Origin of the sequence: Scandinavium tedordense (assembly GCF_024764965.1) — a bacterium.
In the GTDB taxonomy this organism is placed as follows: domain Bacteria; phylum Pseudomonadota; class Gammaproteobacteria; order Enterobacterales; family Enterobacteriaceae; genus Scandinavium; species Scandinavium tedordense.
On sequence record NZ_JALIGG010000055.1, the window covers coordinates 156,878 to 176,071 of the forward strand.

15 protein-coding genes and 1 pseudogene are annotated in these 19,194 nt (G+C 54.2%); 11 read left to right on the forward strand and 5 right to left on the reverse strand.

The window, feature by feature from the left end:
- The first annotated feature begins 199 nt into the window (after positions 1 to 199).
- The 10 genes from MUU46_RS11730 to exaC all read left to right on the forward strand — a co-directional run bounded on the left by MUU46_RS11730 (position 200) and on the right by exaC (position 12,094).
- Entirely contained in the window at positions 200 to 523 is a 324-nt protein-coding gene (locus MUU46_RS11730) for a DUF3302 domain-containing protein (RefSeq protein WP_159757754.1), read from the forward strand.
- Between the two features lie 5 nt (positions 524 to 528).
- Positions 529 to 1,665, forward strand: a complete 1,137-nt coding sequence (locus MUU46_RS11735) for an HlyD family secretion protein (protein ID WP_159757171.1) — start codon at positions 529 to 531, stop codon at positions 1,663 to 1,665.
- Positions 1,666 to 1,865: 200 nt separating this feature from the next.
- Positions 1,866 to 3,104 (forward strand): MFS transporter, encoded by a 1,239-nt coding sequence (locus tag MUU46_RS11740; protein ID WP_258965602.1) that lies wholly within the window; start codon positions 1,866 to 1,868, stop codon positions 3,102 to 3,104.
- Positions 3,105 to 3,120: 16 nt separating this feature from the next.
- Positions 3,121 to 4,176, forward strand: coding sequence for a sugar phosphate isomerase/epimerase family protein (locus MUU46_RS11745; protein WP_258965603.1), 1,056 nt, complete (start codon positions 3,121 to 3,123; stop codon positions 4,174 to 4,176).
- A gap of 10 nt (positions 4,177 to 4,186) precedes the next feature.
- Positions 4,187 to 5,338, forward strand: a complete 1,152-nt coding sequence (locus MUU46_RS11750; RefSeq protein WP_258965604.1) for a Gfo/Idh/MocA family protein — start codon at positions 4,187 to 4,189, stop codon at positions 5,336 to 5,338.
- A 98-nt stretch (positions 5,339 to 5,436) separates the two neighbouring features.
- Positions 5,437 to 6,417, forward strand: a complete 981-nt coding sequence (locus MUU46_RS11755) for a LacI family DNA-binding transcriptional regulator (protein WP_258965605.1) — start codon at positions 5,437 to 5,439, stop codon at positions 6,415 to 6,417.
- 105 nt (positions 6,418 to 6,522) lie between these two features.
- A complete protein-coding gene (locus MUU46_RS11760; RefSeq protein WP_258965606.1) occupies positions 6,523 to 7,131 on the forward strand; it encodes a glutathione S-transferase in 609 nt (202 codons plus the stop codon).
- A 93-nt stretch (positions 7,132 to 7,224) separates the two neighbouring features.
- A complete protein-coding gene (gene selA, locus MUU46_RS11765) occupies positions 7,225 to 8,613 on the forward strand; it encodes an L-seryl-tRNA(Sec) selenium transferase (RefSeq protein WP_258965607.1) in 1,389 nt (462 codons plus the stop codon).
- Complete coding sequence (gene selB, locus MUU46_RS11770) at positions 8,610 to 10,469, forward strand: selenocysteine-specific translation elongation factor (protein ID WP_258965608.1); 1,860 nt, start codon at positions 8,610 to 8,612, stop codon at positions 10,467 to 10,469. The genes selA and selB overlap by 4 nt, the downstream gene beginning before the upstream one ends.
- Before the next feature lie 86 nt (positions 10,470 to 10,555).
- A complete protein-coding gene (gene exaC, locus MUU46_RS11775) occupies positions 10,556 to 12,094 on the forward strand; it encodes an acetaldehyde dehydrogenase ExaC (RefSeq protein ID WP_159757183.1) in 1,539 nt (512 codons plus the stop codon).
- A gap of 81 nt (positions 12,095 to 12,175) precedes the next feature.
- Here the strand turns inward: exaC and MUU46_RS11780 are convergent, their stop codons facing one another.
- Genes MUU46_RS11780 through MUU46_RS11790 form a run of 3 tightly spaced genes read right to left on the reverse strand, consistent with a single transcriptional unit; the run spans position 12,176 to position 15,384 of the window.
- Positions 12,176 to 13,714 carry a DHA2 family efflux MFS transporter permease subunit gene (locus MUU46_RS11780; RefSeq protein WP_159757186.1) on the reverse strand — a complete coding sequence of 513 codons (1,539 nt, stop codon included), beginning with the start codon at positions 13,712 to 13,714 and terminating at the stop codon, positions 12,176 to 12,178.
- A 10-nt stretch (positions 13,715 to 13,724) separates the two neighbouring features.
- Positions 13,725 to 14,903 carry an HlyD family secretion protein gene (locus MUU46_RS11785; protein ID WP_258965609.1) on the reverse strand — a complete coding sequence of 393 codons (1,179 nt, stop codon included), beginning with the start codon at positions 14,901 to 14,903 and terminating at the stop codon, positions 13,725 to 13,727.
- 25 nt (positions 14,904 to 14,928) lie between these two features.
- Entirely contained in the window at positions 14,929 to 15,384 is a 456-nt protein-coding gene (locus MUU46_RS11790) for a MarR family transcriptional regulator (RefSeq protein WP_159757192.1), read from the reverse strand.
- A gap of 175 nt (positions 15,385 to 15,559) precedes the next feature.
- Here MUU46_RS11790 and MUU46_RS11795 point away from each other — a divergent pair.
- Positions 15,560 to 15,661, forward strand: a pseudogene (locus MUU46_RS11795) (type II toxin-antitoxin system HicB family antitoxin); the annotation flags it as partial.
- 50 nt (positions 15,662 to 15,711) lie between these two features.
- Here MUU46_RS11795 and MUU46_RS11800 read toward each other — a convergent pair.
- Both MUU46_RS11800 and MUU46_RS11805 read right to left on the reverse strand, forming a co-directional pair.
- Positions 15,712 to 16,788 (reverse strand): type I restriction endonuclease, encoded by a 1,077-nt coding sequence (locus MUU46_RS11800; protein WP_258965610.1) that lies wholly within the window; start codon positions 16,786 to 16,788, stop codon positions 15,712 to 15,714.
- 442 nt (positions 16,789 to 17,230) lie between these two features.
- A complete protein-coding gene (locus tag MUU46_RS11805) occupies positions 17,231 to 19,186 on the reverse strand; it encodes a glycoside hydrolase family 127 protein (RefSeq protein WP_258965611.1) in 1,956 nt (651 codons plus the stop codon).
- Positions 19,187 to 19,194: the final 8 nt, after the last annotated feature.

The window sequence follows — 19,194 nt, forward strand, 5'->3', positions numbered from 1 at the left end:
GTCCGGACAACTGTGATCGCACGCATATTCTTAATGTCGAGCGACTGCCGCTGTAATGGAGTAACACGGTCAACGGACGGCGACTTTACTCATTCTGTGTTATAGCAATATGACCGACTGGCGATTAATTTTTAGTTTTCTCTCAGGCGTTCCGCAACGGGGCGCGTGCCGATGGGCGTGTCATAATTTCGAGGCGGCTATGTTTCTTAATTATTTTGCGTTAGGTGTGCTTATTTTTGTCTTTTTGGTGATTTTTTACGGGATCATTATTTTGCATGATATTCCTTATCTTATCGCCAAATCCCGCAATCACCCTCACGCCGATGCCATACACGTCGCGGGTTGGGTGAGTCTGTTTACCCTGCACGTTATCTGGCCATTTTTATGGATCTGGGCCACCTTGTACCGCCCTGAACGCGGCTGGGGAATGCAGGCGGAGCACGAGTCTTTGATTCAATTACAGCGCCGGGTCTCGGAGCTTGAGCAGAAACTTGCGGAAACACAACGGTCGTCTGCGGAGTAATCATCATGGATTTACTCATTATTCTGACCTACGTCGCGCTCGCCTGGGCGATATTTAAAATATTCAAAATCCCGATTAATAAATGGACGGTTCCGACGGCAGCATTGGGAGGCGTTTTTATTGTTAGCGGGCTTATCTTATTAATGAATTATAACCACCCGTATACCGCTCAGGCGCAAAAAGCGGTGATCTCCATTCCGATCACGCCACAGGTGACGGGCATTGTCAGCGAAGTCACCAATAAGCAAAATGCGCTGATTAAAAAAGGCGACGTGCTGTTTAAACTCGATCCTACGCGCTATCAGGCGCGTGTCAGCCGCCTGGAGGCCGATTTAGTCACGGCTATCCACAATACTGAGTCGATGAAAGGGCAATTAACCGAAGCGCTGGCGAATACCCAACGTGTCAGCGCGGAGCGTGACCGGCTGTATAAAGATTATCAGCGCTATTTGAAAGGCAGCCAGGCACGGGTGAATCCGTTTTCAGAAAGCGACATCGACAATGCCCGGCAAAATTATCTGGCTCAGGATGCGATGGTGAAATCCTCGGTGGCTGAACAGTCACAGATCAAGAGCCAACTCGACAGCATGGTCAACGGCGAGCAGTCACAAATCGTCAGCCTGCGCGCGCAACTGACCGAGGCGCGTTATAACCTCGAGCAAACGGTGATCCGGGCGCCCAGCGACGGCTACGCCACACAGGTGTTGATTCGTCCCGGAACCTACGCTGCCGCGCTGCCATTGCGTCCGGTGATGGTTTTTATCCCGGAGCAAAAACGGCAAATTATCGCACAGTTCAGGCAAAACTCGCTCCTGCGTCTCGAATCGGGGGACATGGCCGAAGTGGTGTTTAATGCACTGCCAGGGCAAGTATTCACCGGCAAACTGACCACTATTTTGCCGGTGGTGCCAGGCGGGTCTTATCAGGCGCAGGGTACGCTGCAATCGCTGACGGTAGTGCCCGGCACCGATGGCGTATTAGCGCTTATCGAGCTGGAACCCAATGCGCAGGTGGAATCGCTGCCGGACGGTATTTACGCCCAAGTGGCGGTCTATTCCGACCACTTCAGTCATGTCGCGGTAATGCGCAAAGTGCTGCTGCGCATGACCAGCTGGATGCACTATCTGTATCTCGATCATTAACCTGAATTTTTAACCCGCCCGATAAATGAGTCGCGAAGCCGCGGTGAAGGGGGAGAGTCCTTTACCGCAGCCTGGTGTGATACCCACCCAAAATGAATCTTCAAATTTGTGATCAGTCTAAAAGTTACCTTTTTTGTAATCGATTACATTTTTATTCGTCGAAATGTAATCGATTACTTTTATGAGGGGTGGGTTTACTTATGTCTACATCACAAAGTCCTGAAGTTGTCCTGTCGCACCGCCGGCTTTTGGTTCCCCGATTGTCACTGATGATGTTTATGCAATTCTTCATTTGGGGGAGTTGGTCGGTTACGCTCGGATTGGTCATGGCACAGCACAATATGTCATTGCTGATCGGCGATGCATTTTCAGCCGGGCCAATCGCATCCATCCTGTCACCTTTTGTGCTGGGAATGCTGGTAGACAGGTTCTTCCCGTCGCAGAAAGTTATGGCGGTGATGAATCTGGCGGGGGCCGTGATCCTCTGGTTTGTTCCTTCCGCTTTAGAAGCTGAAAATGGTGCACTGCTCATCGCGCTGCTGTTTGGCTACACGCTGTGCTTCATGCCTACGTTGGCGCTCGCCAATAATATTGCTTTCCACAGTCTGTCTAGCAGCGATAAAAGTTTCCCGGTAGTGAGGGTATTTGGCACGATTGGCTGGATAGTGGCAGGGATTTTTATTGGTGTTATCGGTATCTCCGCCAGCGCCTCGATCTTCACGCTCGCCGCTATTTGTTCTATCGCACTGGCAATTTACAGCCTGACGTTGCCGCATACGCCAGCACCGGCTAAGGGATTACCCTTCAAAATCCGCGATTTGTTCTGTGCGGATGCTTTTGCATTGCTGAAAATCCGTCACTTTTTTGTGTTTGCGCTCTGCGCGACCCTGATCTCCATTCCATTGGGTACTTATTACGCTTACACCGCGTCATGGTTGGCCGATGCCGGGGTGACCAATGTCAGTACTGTCATGTCATTTGGCCAGATGTCTGAAATCTTCTTCATGTTGGTCATTCCCTTCTTGTTCCGCCGCCTTGGGGTGAAATACATGCTGCTGGTTGGCATGGCAGCCTGGTTTGTACGTTATGCGCTGTTTGCTATGGGTATGGGCGAAGAAGGTCGTACCCTGATTTATCTGGGCATTCTGCTGCATGGTGTCTGCTATGACTTTTTCTTTGTGGTGGGATTCATCTATACCGATCGTATCGCAGACAAGAAAGTAAAAGGCCAGGCACAAAGCATGGTGGTGATGTTCACTTATGGCATTGGCATGCTGCTCGGCTCGCAAATTTCGGGAGCGCTGTATAACCGTCTGGTCGCAGGTCAAGGCACTGCACAAAACTGGGCAACGTTCTGGTGGATCCCAGCCATTGCGGCAGCCGTCATCGCCATTCTTTTCCTCTTCACTTTTAAATACAGAGAAGATGAAGCAGTTTGATTTACAGGAGGTGTACGTGAAAACGTTAAAAGGACCCGCTATTTTTCTGTCACAGTTTATCGGGCAGCAAGTTCCTTTCAATTCGCTGGAAGGGCTGGCGCAATGGGCATCGGCATTGGGTTACCGGGCATTGCAGATCCCCTGTAATCACCCATCGATTTTCGATCTTGAACGTGCGGCAACCAGCCAAACGTATTGCGATGACGTCACCGGATTACTGGCGAAATATGGGTTAGTCATTAGCGAGTTGTCGACACATCTTGAAGGGCAATTAATTGCAGTTCATCCGGCTCATGATGTGGCATTCGATGGATTCGCTCCGCTGCAGGTTCGGGGCGATAACGTAAAACGCACCGCCTGGGCAACGGAGACGGTGAAAAAGGCGGCAGCGGCATCAGCAAAGCTGAAGTTAAATGCCCATGCCACCTTTTCCGGTTCGCTTGCCTGGCCATATCTCTATCCGTGGCCGCCTCACAATCCTGCATTGCTGGATGAAGCATTTGATGAACTTGCGCGTCGTTGGCTGCCGGTACTTGACGAATTTGATCGCCATGGTGTTGACGTCTGTTTTGAAATTCATCCGGGAGAAGATCTGCATGACGGGATCACCTTCGAACGTTTCCTGGCGCGCGTGAACCACCATCCGCGCTGCAATATTCTGTTTGATCCCAGCCATCTTTTGCTGCAGCACATTGATTATCTGCAGTTTATCGATATCTATCATCAGCGTATTAAAGCTTTTCACGTTAAAGACGCCGAATACCTGACCAATGGTCGTAGCGGTGTGTATGGCGGTTATCAGCGCTGGCTTGATCGTGCCGGACGGTTCCGTTCACCGGGCGATGGTCAGATCGATTTCAACGGCATTTTCAGCAAACTGGCACAGTATGATTATGACGGCTGGGCGGTACTGGAGTGGGAGTGCTGCTTAAAAGACAGTGAGACCGGTGCGCGTGAAGGTGCCGAATTTATCCAGCGCCACATTATCCCAGTGGCAGATCGCGCATTTGATGATTTCGCGGCGCAGAGCGATAGCGTTGCCAGCGTGCGCGCACAGCTCGGTCTGGAATAAGGAACCGCAAATGATCAATGTAGGCATTATTGGCTCGGGTTTTATTGGACCGGCACACATCGAAGCACTGCGTCGGCTTGGCAATATCAACGTTGTCGCTATTTGTGACGTCAGTCAGAGTGCGGCGCAGGCCTGTGCGGCAAAGCTGAATGTGCCGCATGCGTACAGTGACGTTGCCCTTTTTTTGCAGCATGAAGGGCTGCAGGCGGTGCATAACTGCACGCCGAACCATCTGCATTCCGCCATTAACAGGCAGATTATCCGCGCCGGTAAGCATGTGTTCTCAGAGAAACCATTGTGTATGACGATGGATGAAGCCCGGGAGCTGGTGGCGCTGGCTGAACAAGCGGGCGTAGTACACGGCGTCAGCTTTGTTTATCGGCAGTTTGCCATGGTACAGCAGGCTGCCAGTATGGTAAGTCATCAACAGTTGGGGCGACTGTTCTCCGCGCAGGGCAGTTATATGCAGGACTGGATGCTGGAGGAGACCGACTACAACTGGCGGGTCGATGCGGAGAAAGGCGGTGCATCGCGTGCTATGGCGGATATTGGCTCGCACTGGTGCGATACCATCCAGTTTGTCACCGGACGCAAAATAGTAGAAGTGATGGCCGATCTCTCGATAGTCTGGCCCACCCGTAAGGCCAGCCTTGGCAGTGCAGCCACCTTTGGCGCGCAGGGAGGCGAAACACAATACCAATCACGCGACGTTACGACGGAAGACATGGGCTCTGTGCTGTTCCGTTTTGACGATGGCAGCAAAGGCTGTTTCAGCGTGTCACAGGTTTCTGCTGGACGTAAAAATCGCCTCAATCTGGAGGTGAACGGCAGCCTCGGCGCTTTGGCCTGGGATCAGGAAATACCGCAACAGCTGTGGCTGGGACATCGACAAAAAGCCAATCAGCTGTTGTCGGATGATCCCTCCCTGATGAATCCAGATGTGGCTGACCGGGCACGATTCCCCGGTGGGCATATTGAGGGCTGGCCGGATGCGTTCCGGGCGATGATGCAGCAGTTCTATCTGGCCGTGTCAGAGGGTAAACCGCCAGCTCAGCAGTCTGCCACTTTTGCCACCTTCCACGAAGGGGCTCAGGTAATGGCGATTGTCGAGGCGATTGTGCAAAGCCATCAGCAGCAGCGCTGGGTTCGCGTGAGCGCATAGCGCCTGACCCGACCTGCATCTTGCCGGTCGGGCTAACTTATTGTTCACGCTGATTTGTGGTAGCCTGCGTGTCATCTGACTAAGTATGAGTTGCTGCCATGTCCATTCAAAAAATCGCTCGTCTGGCAGGCGTTTCCGTGGCGACGGTATCGCGCGTGCTGAATAACAGCGACACGGTCAAAGACAAAAATCGCGAGAAAGTGCTGCAGGCGATTAAAGAAAGCAATTATCAACCCAACCTTCTGGCGCGCCAGCTACGGACCGCCCGTAGCTCAATGATTTTAGTCATGGTCTCCGACATCTCGAATCCGTTCTGTGCCGAGGTCGTGAAAGGTATTGAGGAAGAAGCCGAAAAAAACGGTTACCGCATACTGCTGTGTAATTCCGGATCCGATATCGAACGTTCCCGTTCCAGTCTGCAGCTTCTTTCCGGAAAAATGGTTGATGGCATCATCACCATGGACGCCTTCAGTAAATTACCCGAGCTGAGCCATTTGATTGCCAATACACCGTGGGTACAGTGCGCCGAATATGCTGATGCCGGGGAGATCTCCTGCGTGGGCATTAACGACAGCGATGCTTCGCAGGAAGTGGTGCGCTATCTGGTGGATAAAGGTCGGAAACGTATTGCGTTGATCAATCATGATCTCAGTTATAAATATGCCCGCCTGCGCCAGCAGGGGTATCTGCAGCAACTCTCGGAACATCAACTAGAGTGGCATGCGATTGGTTATGCCAGCGAGCTAAGTTTCAGTGCAGGAAAGGAAGCAATGATGAATTTGCTGGCATCTGAGACGCATCCTGATGCCGTGTTTGCTGTTTCTGATACGCTGGCTGCGGGTGCAATGGCCGCTATTCAGGCGGCGGGATTACGTGTGCCACACGATATTTCGGTTGTGGGCTTCGATGGTACGGAACTGGCGGAAATGGTGACACCTCCTCTGACAACGCTGGCACAGCCCTCGCGGGATATTGGCCGCAAAGCCTGCGTGCTAGTGTTGCAAAAAATTGAACAACCTGAATCTGCGCCGGAACGCATCATCATGCAAGGCCACCTGATTGAGCGTGCCAGCGCGTAACACCACAAAATGCACACCCGGTCTCTCGATCATTAACCTCAAACCTGAATTTTTAACCCGCCTGCGCCATACTGATATTTTTGCGGAATATTCAGGGAGCAGGCGATGAAACTGATCGGCAGTTATACCAGCCCGTTTGTGCGTAAAATTTCGGTTATCCTGCTCGAAAAGGGGATAACGTTCGAGTTTATCAACGAGATGCCGTACAACGCCGAAAATGGCGTGGCGAAGTACAACCCGCTCGGCAAGGTTCCGGTGTTGGTGACCGACAACGGCGAATGCTGGTCTGACTCCCCGATTATCGCCCAGTACATCGAGCTGCTCGATATTGCGCCCGCCATGGTGCCGCGAGATGCCAACGCCGCGCTACAGATGCGCCAGCTTGAATCCCTGGCCGACGGCATCATGGATGCGGGACTAGTGTCCGTGCGCGAGCAGGCGCGCCCGGCGGCCCAGCAGTCACCGGATGAGCTGCTGCGCCAGCGTGAAAAAATCACCCGCTCGCTGGATGCCCTGGAAGAATACGCTGCCAACGGCACACTAAAAGCCGATGAACTGAACTTGGCTACCATCGCCGTGGCCTGCGCAGTAGGCTATCTCAATTTCCGCCATGTTTCCCCGGGCTGGTGCGCCACGCGCCCGCATCTGGTGAAGCTGGTGGAAGCGCTGTTCCAGCGCGACAGTTTTGCCCGCACTGAACCGCCAAAAGCGTAGCGCGATCAATGACGCTTATCTCGCACTAGCAGTACAATTCCCGCACGTTTATTCCCCTCTCCCGTCGGGAGGGGGCATACCACAGGCTTACTCATGACCACCGAAAACCCTTCGCTGTTCAGTCAAATCCCCGCCACCGATCGCCTGTTGCGCGACCCGGCATTTTCCGAGCTTATTGATAACGCCGGGCACAGCCAGGTGGTGAATGTATTACGCCAGTTGCAGGATGAAGCCCGTGAGGCCATCCGCACTCACGGCACGCTGCCCGAATGGTGTCAGGACTGGCATCAGACTGTGGTCGCGCGGCTGAACGCCAAAGCGCAAAGCCCGCTGCGTGCGGTGTTTAACCTCACTGGCACCGTACTGCACACCAATCTGGGGCGTGCGCTTCAGGCGGAAGCTGCCGTTGCGGTGGTCACGCAGGTGATGCGTGAGCCGGTGACGCTGGAATATTCCCTCGACGGCGCCGGGCGCGGGCATCGTGATAGCGCGCTTGCGGAATTGCTCACGCGTCTCACCGGGGCGGAAGACGCCTGCATCGTCAACAACAATGCGGCGGCGGTGCTGCTGATGCTGGCGGCGACGGCGAACGGTAAAGAAGTGGTGGTGTCACGCGGCGAGCTGGTGGAAATCGGCGGGGCATTTCGCATACCTGACGTCATGCGTCAGGCGGGCTGCGAACTGCGTGAAGTGGGCGCCACGAACCGTACCCACGCCCGGGATTACCGTGAAGCCATCAACGACAACACCGGTCTGTTGATGAAGGTCCACACCAGTAACTACAGCGTGGAAGGGTTTACCAAAGCGGTCGATGAGGCTGAACTGGCCGCCATCGGTCGTGAGCACGGCATTCCAGTGGTCGCGGATTTAGGCAGCGGTTCGCTGGTGGATTTAAGCCAGTACGGCTTACCGAAAGAGCCGATGCCGCAGACGTTGATTGCCAGCGGCGTCAGCCTGGTAAGTTTCTCTGGCGATAAACTGCTCGGGGGCCCGCAGGCCGGGATTATCGTCGGCAAACGCGAGCTGATTGCGAAGCTGCAAAAGCACCCGCTGAAACGCGCGCTGCGGGCCGATAAAATGACCCTCGCAGCGCTCGACGCCACACTTCGCCTCTATCTCCATCCGGAAAAACTCACCCAAACGTTGCCGACGCTGCGCCTGCTGACCCGCAGTCAGGATGATATCCGCGCACAGGGCGAACGCTTGCTGGCTCCGCTTCAGGCGCATTATCCGGGATTTAATGTACGGCTTGAACCGTGTTTATCGCAGATTGGCAGTGGCTCGCTGCCGGTCGATCGCTTACCGTCACAGGCGCTGACGTTCACACCGACCGACGGGCGCGGCACTTTGCTTGAGGCGCTGGCCGAACGCTGGCGACGCCTCGGCACGCCGGTGTTAGGGCGGATTGGCGACGGGCGTTTATGGCTCGATTTACGTTGTCTTGAAGATGAATCACGCTTTCTGGAGAGTGTGCTGAAATGATTATTGCCACCGCCGGGCACGTTGACCACGGCAAAACCACGCTGTTGCAGGCGATAACCGGCGTCAACGCCTCCCGTCTGCCGGAAGAAAAAGTGCGCGGAATGACGATTGATTTGGGCTACGCCTACTGGCCACAGCCCGACGGGCATGTGTCTGGGTTCATCGACGTACCGGGCCATGAAAAGTTTCTGGCGAATATGCTGGCGGGCGTGGGCGGCATCGATCATGCTCTGCTGGTGGTGGCCTGTGACGATGGCGTGATGGCGCAAACCCGTGAGCATCTGGCAATTTTGCAACTGACGGGCAAACCCACTTTAACCGTAGCGCTGACCAAAACCGATCGCGTGGATGCCGCGCGAATCAGTGAGGTTCGCCGTCAGGTTGTTGATGTTTTAGGTGATTACGGCTTTGATGACGTTTCTCTGTTTGAAACCGCTGCCACGCAAATGCAGGGCATCGATGCCCTACGCACGCATCTTTTAAAGCTTGCCGAACGCCAGTACGTTGAGCATCAGCGTTTTCGTCTGGCGATTGACCGGGCGTTCACCGTCAAAGGCGCCGGGCTGGTGGTCACGGGTACCGCGCTTTCCGGCGAAGTGAACGTCGGCGACACGCTGTGGCTGACGGGGGCAAATACCCCAATGCGCGTGCGTGGTTTGCACGCGCAAAATCAGTCTGTCGAGCAGGCCCACGCCGGGCAGCGTATCGCGCTGAATATCAGCGGCGATGCGCAAAAAGAGCAACTCAACCGTGGCGACTGGCTGTTAGCGCAGCAGCCTCCGGTGCCATCGGAAAGGGCGATTGTCGAACTCCACAGCCTCACACCGCTGACCCAATGGCAGCCGCTGCATATTCATCATGCCGCGAGCCACATCACCGGGCGCGTCTCACTACTGGAAAACAATCTGGCGGAACTGGTTTTCGATACACCGCTGTATCTGGCGGATAACGACCGGCTGGTGCTGCGCGATATTTCTGCCCGCGTCACGCTGGCCGGTGCGCGGGTGGTCACGCTCAATCCCCCGCGTCGCGGCAAGCGTAAACCAGACTATCTGGCCTGGCTGGCGCAGCTCGCCGCGGCGGAAAATAACGGACAGGCACTCGATATCCATTTGCAGCGCGATGCGGTAAGCCTGAGCGAATTTGGCTGGGCGCGACAGCTCAACGATGTGGGCGTGGCCGAACTGAGTTGCCAACGCGACCTGCTGACGGCGGCTGATAATCTTCTCAGCGCCAGCCTTGCGGCGCGCTGGCAGCAAAAGCTACTTGATGCGTTGGCGGTGTATCACGATCAGCACCGCGACGAGCCTGGCCCAGGGCGCGAACGTCTGCGCCGGATCGCCCTGCCATTGGAAGACGACGCGCTGGTGCTCGCGCTGCTGGAGCAAATGCGCGCCTCGGGCGTTATTCACAGCCATCACGGCTGGCTGCATCTGCCGGAACACAAAGCCGGATTCACTGACGAGCAGCGCGTGCTGTGGCAAAAAGTGGAACCGCAGTTTGGCGATGAACCGTGGTGGGTGCGCGACCTCGCGCAGCAGACGGGCGCAGATGAACAGGTTATGCGCATGACGCTGCGTCAAGCGGCGCAGCAGGGCATGATCACCGCGATTGTCAAAGACCGTTATTACCGCAACGACCGGATTGTGCAGTTCGCAGGGTTGATCCGCGAACTGGATCAGGCGGTAGGCTCAACCTGTGCCGCCGATTTCCGCGACAGCCTCAACGTCGGGCGAAAACTCGCTATCCAAATTCTCGAGTATTTCGACCGCATTGGCTTCACTCGCCGTCGCGGTAATGACCATCTGCTGCGTGATGCGATGCTGTTCCCGGAGCCTGAAAACAGCAATCCGTGACCGCGCTCGTAAAGCGTTAAACGGCTGGCGAAGAAATCGCCAGCCGCGTCTACCCTTACAGGACACCTCACTGCAAGGAGACGGTAATGACCAACAATCCTCCCTCCACGGGTATCCAGCCCGGCGTATATGGTTTTCCCCTCAAGCTCAAAGCGCGTTACGACAACTTTATCGGCGGCAACTGGGTCGCGCCGGCGGAGGGTGAATATTACAAAAACCTGACGCCGGTCACAGGGCAGTTGCTATGTGAAGTGGCGTCATCCGGGCCGCGAGACATCGATCTGGCGCTGGATGCGGCGCACAAAATTAAAGACAAATGGGGGCAAACTTCGGTTCAGGATCGGGCCGCCATTCTGCTCAAAATTGCCGACCGCATGGAACAAAATATTGAACTCTTAGCGACGGCGGAAACCTGGGATAACGGCAAACCTATCCGCGAAACTACCGCCGCCGACGTGCCGCTGGCGATTGACCATTTCCGCTATTTCGCGTCGTGTATTCGTGCGCAGGAAGGTGGGATTAGCGAAGTCGACAGCGACACCGTGGCCTATCATTTCCACGAACCGTTGGGCGTGGTTGGGCAAATTATTCCGTGGAACTTCCCGCTGCTGATGGCGAGCTGGAAAATGGCGCCAGCGCTGGCCGCCGGAAACTGTGTGATCCTCAAACCTGCACGCCTGACGCCGCTGTCGGTATTAATGCTAATGGAAATCATCGGCGACCTGTTGCCGCCGGGTGTGGTGAACGTGGTTAACGGCGCGGGCGGTGAAATCGGCGAATATCTGGCGACCTCAAAACGCATCAACAAAGTGGCCTTTACCGGCTCGACGGAAGTCGGCCAGCAAATCATGCAGTACGCCACCCAGAACATCATCCCGGTGACGCTGGAACTCGGCGGCAAATCGCCGAACATCTTCTTTGCCGACGTGATGGACGAAGAGGACGCCTTCTTTGAGAAAGCGCTGGAAGGGCTGGCGCTATTTGCTTTCAACCAGGGCGAAGTCTGTACCTGCCCGAGCCGCGCATTGGTGCATGAATCCATCTACGACCGCTTCATGGAACGGGCCATACGCCGGGTGGAAAGCATCCGCAGCGGTAACCCGCTCGACAGCGTGACGCAAATGGGCGCGCAGGTTTCCAGCGGACAGATGGACACCATCCTCAACTACATCGACATCGGTAAGAAAGAGGGCGCGGACGTGCTGACCGGCGGGCGACGCAAAATGTTCGAGGGTGACCTGAAAGAGGGCTACTACCTCGAGCCGACGATCCTGTTTGGCAAAAACAACATGCGGGTGTTTCAGGAGGAAATCTTCGGCCCGGTGTTATCCGTGACGACGTTCAAAACCATGGAGGAGGCGCTGGCGATTGCCAATGATACCCAATACGGGCTGGGCGCGGGCGTCTGGAGCCGCAACGGTAATCTGGCGTACAAAATGGGGCGCGGTATTCAGGCGGGGCGCGTGTGGACCAACTGCTATCACGCCTATCCGGCCCACGCCGCGTTTGGCGGCTACAAGCAGTCAGGAATTGGCCGTGAAACGCACAAAATGATGCTCGAACATTATCAGCAAACCAAGTGTCTGCTGGTGAGTTACTCCGATAAACCGTTAGGGTTGTTTTAGCCGATAGTGCCCGGCGGCACTGCGTTTGTACGGGCCTACAAATGACTCGTAGGCCCAAAAAGCGTAGCGCCATCGGGCGTTTTAGTGCCCTGCGGCCGGGGCACTCGGTGCGCCGGATTTCACAAACGGTGGGCGGGTGAACCAGATAATCACGATCAACCCCATAAAGCCCCAGCCGAGGAGCCAGAAGTAATCAATCGTCGACATCATGTACGCTTGTTGTTCGATGGTTTTGTCGATCAGCGCGAAATGCTGTTGCGTCGGGCCGCCCATCTTCTGCACGTAATCCACCGCAGCCGGATTGTATTGCGACACACTTTCCGTCAGGTTGGCGTGATGGAAGATTTCACGACGTTGCCAGATCCAGGTGGTCAGCGACGAGGCAAACGAGCCGCCCAACACGCGGAAGAATGTTGCCAGGCCTGAACCTTCCGCTACTTCATTACCATTCAGATTCGACAGCACGATGGTCGTCAGTGGCATAAAGAAGAATGCCACCCCAATCCCCATAAACATCTGCACACCCGCAATGGTACGGAAATCCACATCGGTACTGAACTGCGCACGCATCAGGCATGACGCCCCCATCGTCAGGAACGACAACGAACACAGAATTCGCAGGTCCACGCGAGTGGCGTAGCGCCCGATAATCGGCGTCATCAGCAGCGGTAAAAAGCCCATCGGTGCGGCGGCAAGCCCGGCCCAGATGGCGGTATAGCCCATCTGCGTTTGCAGCCACTGCGGTAAAATGATGTTAATGGCGAAGAACGCGGCATAGCCGAGCATTAACGACAGGGTACCTATCGCGAAATTGCGGTCCTTAAACAGACGCAAATTCACAATCGGGTGCTTATCATCGAGCTCCCACATCACAAAGGAAATCAGGCTGATGGCGGAGACAATGGACATCACAATAATCGGCGTCGATGAGAACCAGTCCTCGTCGTTACCTTTATCGAGCACCACCTGCAACAGGCCCACGCCAAGTACCAGCAGCATGATCCCGATGTAGTCGATAGGCGACGACTGCGTTGTTTCTGCACGCCCGCGAAGCTGCGTCCAGACCACAATTGAGGCGAAAATCCCGATCGGCACGTTGATATAAAAAATCCACGGCCAGGAGTAGTTATCGGTTATCCAGCCGCCGGTAATCGGCCCGACAATCGGCGCAACCACGGTCACCATCGACAGCAGTGCCAGCGCCATACTTCGCTTCATCGGCGGAAAGATAACCAGTAACAGCGTCTGACACATCGGGAACATCGGCCCGGCGCAAAAGCCCTGCAATGCGCGGAAGATAATCAGCTCCGTCATGCTGTGGGCGAAGCCGCACAGGAACGAGGTCAGGGTGAAAAATACCACTGAAGCGATGAACAGCCGAAGCTGACCAAAACGCCGGGTAAACCAGCCGGTAAGCGGCAGGGCAATGGCGTTACACACCGCAAAGGAAGTGATAACCCATGTGCCCTGATCGGCGCTCACCCCGAGGTTGCCGGAAATCGTCGGCAGGGCCACGTTGGCGATGGTGGAATCCAGCACCTGCATAAACGTCGCCAGGGACAACGCCAGCGTCGCCAGGATCAGGCTCGGTGGCGTGTAGGCGGCCTTAGGTTCTGACATAGCTTCTCTCTTAGCGCTGCGCGGAGGCTACGGCGCTGCTGTTGTCATGCAGAATTTTGGCGACCAGTTTGTCGGCGGCTTCCATCGGCGTGTTGTACACATCGGTGGTAAAACGCGGCTCGCTGACGGTTTTTTGCGGCAGCAGATGGCCGTCGAGGTCACGAATATCGACCTGTACGTTCATCGACAGCCCAATACGCAGCGGATGCTTTTGCATGTCATGTTCGTCGAGCGCAATGCGCACCGGCAGACGTTGCACAATCTTGATCCAGTTACCGCTGGCGTTCTGTGCCGGCAGTAATGAGAAGGCGCTGCCGGTACCAATCCCCAGGCTTTCGATAGTGCCGTGATACTGCACATCATCGCCGTACAGGTCGGCATTCAGCGTCACTTTCTGGCCAAGGCGCATATCCTGCATTTGGCTCTCTTTAAAGTTGGCATCGACCCACACCTCTTTCAGCGGAACGATCGACAGCAGCGTGGTGCCAGACGTCACTCGCATCCCGAGCTGAACGGCGCGTTTCGCCACATAGCCACTCACTGGGGCCACAATGGTGCTGCGCGAGTTGTCCAGATAACGCTGACGCAGGGTCGCTGCGGCGGTTTTAATTTCCGGGTGGCTGTCGATAACGGTGTCATCGACCATTGCCTGATTGGTTTTCAACGCCTGCTGAGCAGCGGTTAAGTCGCTCTGCGCGCTGGTGACCGCATCGCGATAGTGCGACAACTCTTCTGCGGCAATCGCGCCTGTGGCGAAGATTTTCTGTCGACGATTGTAGTCATTTTGCGCGGTTTGCAGCGCAACTTTTTTGGCCGCCACCTGCGCGCGATAGTTATCGGCAGTGCTGTACAAGCCGCGAACCTGACGCACGGTGCTGGCGAGGTCGGCTTCTGCCTGCTGCAACGCAATTTCAGTATCGCTCGGATCAAGCAGGACTAACGGCTGGCCTTTCTGCACAAAATCGCCTTCATCGACCGTCACCTGAGTTACTGTCCCGGCAATCTGCGGGGTCAGCGTGACCTGGTTGCCGTTGACGTAGGCGTCATCGGTTGATTCATAAAAACGGGCATACAGCAGATACCACGCCAGGCAGCCTGCGGCGGCCAGGATGAGGATCAGCAATAAAATGGCGAAATTACGTTTGCGTTTGCTGGGACGTTGGGTCGTGTCCGGAGCGGTGTTTTCCATAGTGATAAAGGCCTTGGGCTTGTGCTTAGCGATGGGGAGCCGTGAATTCGTCCGGCAGCATTTTGATAAGAATGTCTTTCAGCTGTTGGGATTCATCGGGTGTCAGACGGGCCGTTAAATCAGCCAGGATAGTGTTAAGTGCTTCATTCTGAAATGTTTCGCAGAGGTTTTGGCCTTTCTCCGTCAGGGCCAGGATCACCTGGCGTTTGTCTTGCGGATTAGGGTGGCGTTCTATCAGGTCGCTCTTGACCATCCTTTCCACCATGCGGCTCATAGCGCCGGTATCCATCTGCAAGCTTTTGCAGATTTCCGCCGGGCGGGTGTTCCCTTTGAAGATATTAATCAGCACCTTAAATTGCGGCGCGGTTACCCCTGCACCGGAAAAATAGTGACTGATAAGTTGGTCTTTGAACTGATTTGCCAGATGAAAAAGCAAACCCAGATGCAGGTTTTTTTCGGTGATCGCCGTTGCGGATGTCATGATAGCTGCCTGGTCAGTAATTAAATTAATGATTACTGCCAGGTCAACTATTGTCAATAAACGTCAGTGTAAAGCACACGGATTGACAAATTGGACAGGACTTACGCGCCGGTCTGCAAAAATCCTGTCGATTACAGGGAGCATGAATTTTCTTGCGGCGAGTCTTTCTTAATCGCGATTCGACGGCAGCGCGGCGCGCATAAATATCACGCTGCCGCGCCGTCTGCTGGTCAAGATTGATGGATTTGTACGTGAACATCCATGTTTTAGTAACTGAAGTGCTTTTCTCGCAGAAGCAGCACGGCGTGTGCTGCTGGGTTTACAGTATTATAAATACAGTGCAGCCGTAGCTTTGAGAATATCGGCCCAGGAATAGATATCATCCACGGTTTCAATTGGGTGGCGAGTTTCATTTTTTTCTATATCAAACAAACCGATATATTTTTGTGAGCGGTTGAAATGTAACCGGCAAAGCGGTCTACGGTTATTGTCATCAACCAGTACGCCAAAATAGCTTTTGGTATCTCGGTGAGTGATTCTTTGTGCCTCAATCACTGTGCGGGTTATCGCTCTGACAATGTGATAACCCTCAATTTCTTCTTGTGTAGTTAAAATATCATTCTCATCACGTGATACATCAGACTCTGTTTCTGTATTTTCTGCTTCAATTTCCGCTTTGGCCGGAGTGACACCGGTAATGGCTGATTTTAAGCGCTCATTGACCTGGTCGTTGATGTACTGGATTGCTGCCTTTTTGGTCAGGTTTGAAAATAACTCGCGGACTTTTTGCGTCAATATGCCGTCATACACTCGGGAAGCGAAGAATTTAACAAAGTCATCTTCAGGATTATTGAGTTGTGTATGAAGGATTCTTTTTATTTGACTGACATACTTTAACTCTCCGGCAGCATTAATAATCGACTCAAGGTCGAATGATACTTTAGTAAGTTTTATTAATTCCGGCACAAGATTGTCATCTATGTCCAGCAGGTCAATCTCGAGGAAAGGTTTTTCATCCATTTTATTCGGAGCATCGAGATCGGTAAAAAATTTATAAACCTGACCGTTGGTTAGAATCGAAATGCGTGCATTAGTTACGTGGAAGTACCGGAAAAGCTGTGAGGCATGATTTAGGGTTAAAGGCTCGCCGATCTTTTTACATTCAATAAGGATTTGAACGTCATTATTTCTATGAATGGCGTAGTCAATCTTCTCGCCTTTTTTCGTCCCTACGTCACAAACAAACTCTGGCGTCACTTCCGTTGGATCGAAGACATCGTACCCCAGCACATTATGTATAAATGGCATAACGAAGGCGTTCTTAGTCGCTTCTTCAGTAACAATGGCATCCAGTTGCTGTTTAATCTTGGCTGATAGGGCGTATAATTTTTCATTAAATTCCATGACGTTAACCTTTTGAAAGTGCAGCTGAGTTGTTATGTAGTCGAGTAAATAGAAGACGTGCTAAAAAATAAATTGTTCCTGCTGAATCATTCGATGTCTGAGAAGGCTGTCACAACTATAGTTACGCACTGAAAAATAATGGAATTATTTAGACATTATCGGCACTAACACCATAAATATACTGAAGCACAGATACTAACGGATCATCACTTATTCCTCTTCTGTTTCACAATTTTAATCATTATTAGGCTGATACAGCTGTAAATCCCAAAATCTTATCCTGCAGCTCAGAACATTGATTCGCTTGGTTGTGATTGTCGTGCCTGCATCTATCCATGTTTATGTGTTGGTCCCGAGCAGTAAATTTATTGAGTATTAACGAGCATGTAGCGTAAATGCCAAGTAATGATGCAGGCTGCGCCATACAGCCTGCATGAGTCTGTTACCCCTCATTCACCCAGATCCGCATTTCACCTTCTCCTCGGTTGGCCCAGCAGAACCACGGAATAAAGGTGAGCGTCTGGGTCTGGCGGGTAGCCGGTGAGCGATCGTAGTGCCATAACGATTGCTGTTCCGGAGCGGCAGACGTCTGTTTGTGGCCTTCGGCCTGAATCAGTACTTTGTGGGCGAACAGGCCTTTGCCTTCAAACGCATTGAACGTCGCGTTTTCCGGCAGCCACAGATTATGCAGTTCCTCACCGTTGTCTGCTTGTTCGAGGCAGTACACCAAAGGACCGCGCTGAATCGCGACTTTTCCGGCTACGTGGCGCACCAGCGGGTTGCCATAAACGCGGCGAACCGGCATCGGCAACGTGAGCGTCAGCGTGTCACCCTCCAGCCAGCGGCGATTAATGTGCAGATAGCCTTTGCGGGCTTCACTCGTCACCGGCACGCCGTTGAGTGATACCTGCGGTGCGTCGCACCAGTCTGGAAGACGCAGCGCCAGCGTGTGCTGTACCGGCTGGGCTGAGTCGATGGCGATGGTGACTTTTTCTTGCCACGGGAATTCCCCGCTGATTCGCAGACGCAGCGTTTCATCGCCTACCGTGATTTCCGCGCTGTTACCGACGTACAGGTTGATGTACAGCGCGTCCTCCCGCGGCGTGTAGATATAATGCCCTAGCGACGTTAGCACGCGGGCGATATTCGGAGGGCAACAGGCGCAGCCGAACCAACGTTGACGAACGGGCTTCACATGATCGTAGATGTGATTCAAATTCAGCGACTTCGGATGCACTTCCAGCGGGTTAACGTAGAAGAAGTGCTTCCCGTCCAGGGCCATGCCGCCGAGCACGGTGTTATACAACGCGCGTTCCATCACGTCGGCATACTGACTGTCGGCTTCCATCTCCAGCATCCGTCGGGCGAACATCATCAGGCCAATCGAGGCGCAGCTTTCGGCGTACACCGTGTCGTTGGGCAGGTCGTAATCGCTGCTGAACGCTTCGCCGCTGCTCTGAGAGCCAATCCCGCCGGTAATGTACAGCTGGCGCTGGGCCATGTTGTTCCACAGGCGCAGGCAATCCTCACGCTTCGCTTCGTCGTTGCTAAGCCGCGCCAGGTGCGCGACACCGGTCATCAGGTACACAAAACGCACCGCATGGCCGATAGCCGTCGGCTGCTCTCCCAGCGGCTGATGCGCCTGGCTGTAGGCTTTATCCTTCACCATCCATGCCGGACCATGCGTATTCCAGTACGAGGTTTTTCCGCGTTTTTCGTGCTCGAAATCATAGTAATGCGGCTGAGTTCCCCGCTGTTCGATGAAGTAATTCACGAGATGCAGATAGCGCGGTTCCTGCGTGACGTCGAACAGACGCATCAACGCCAGTTCAATTTCCGGATGACCCGGATAGCCATGCAGTTGGTTTTCAGCGGGGCCAAAAACGTGGTCGATGTGGTCGGCGAGTTTGCAAACGACGTCCAGCAAACGGCGTTTGCCGGTGGCCTGGAAGAAGGCCACACCGGCTTCAATCATATGTCCGGCGCAGTATAGCTCGTGGCATTCTGCGAGGTTAGTCCAGCGCTCCTGCGGGGCTTTAACGGTGAAATAGGTGTTCAGATAGCCGTCGTCACACTGGGCCGCCGCAACCAGTTCAATCACCTCATCGGCGGTCTTTTCCAGCTCGCGATCCGGCTTCTGGCACAGCGACCAGGCCACTGCTTCCAGCCATTTTGCGACGTCGCTGTCCTGAAATACCATTCCGTAAAACTCACCTTGCGAAAGCCCGGCGGCGATACGGAAATTCTCAATGGCATGGCTCGGATCTGCTTCTGCAATCCGGTCGTTCAGCGCGTCCCACTGATAGGGAATAACCACGTCACGCACAAGCTGTTGGTACTGACCGAGAAACGGATCGCTGACTTTGAGTTTATGCAGGTCGACTTCCATCACAGACATAACGTTCT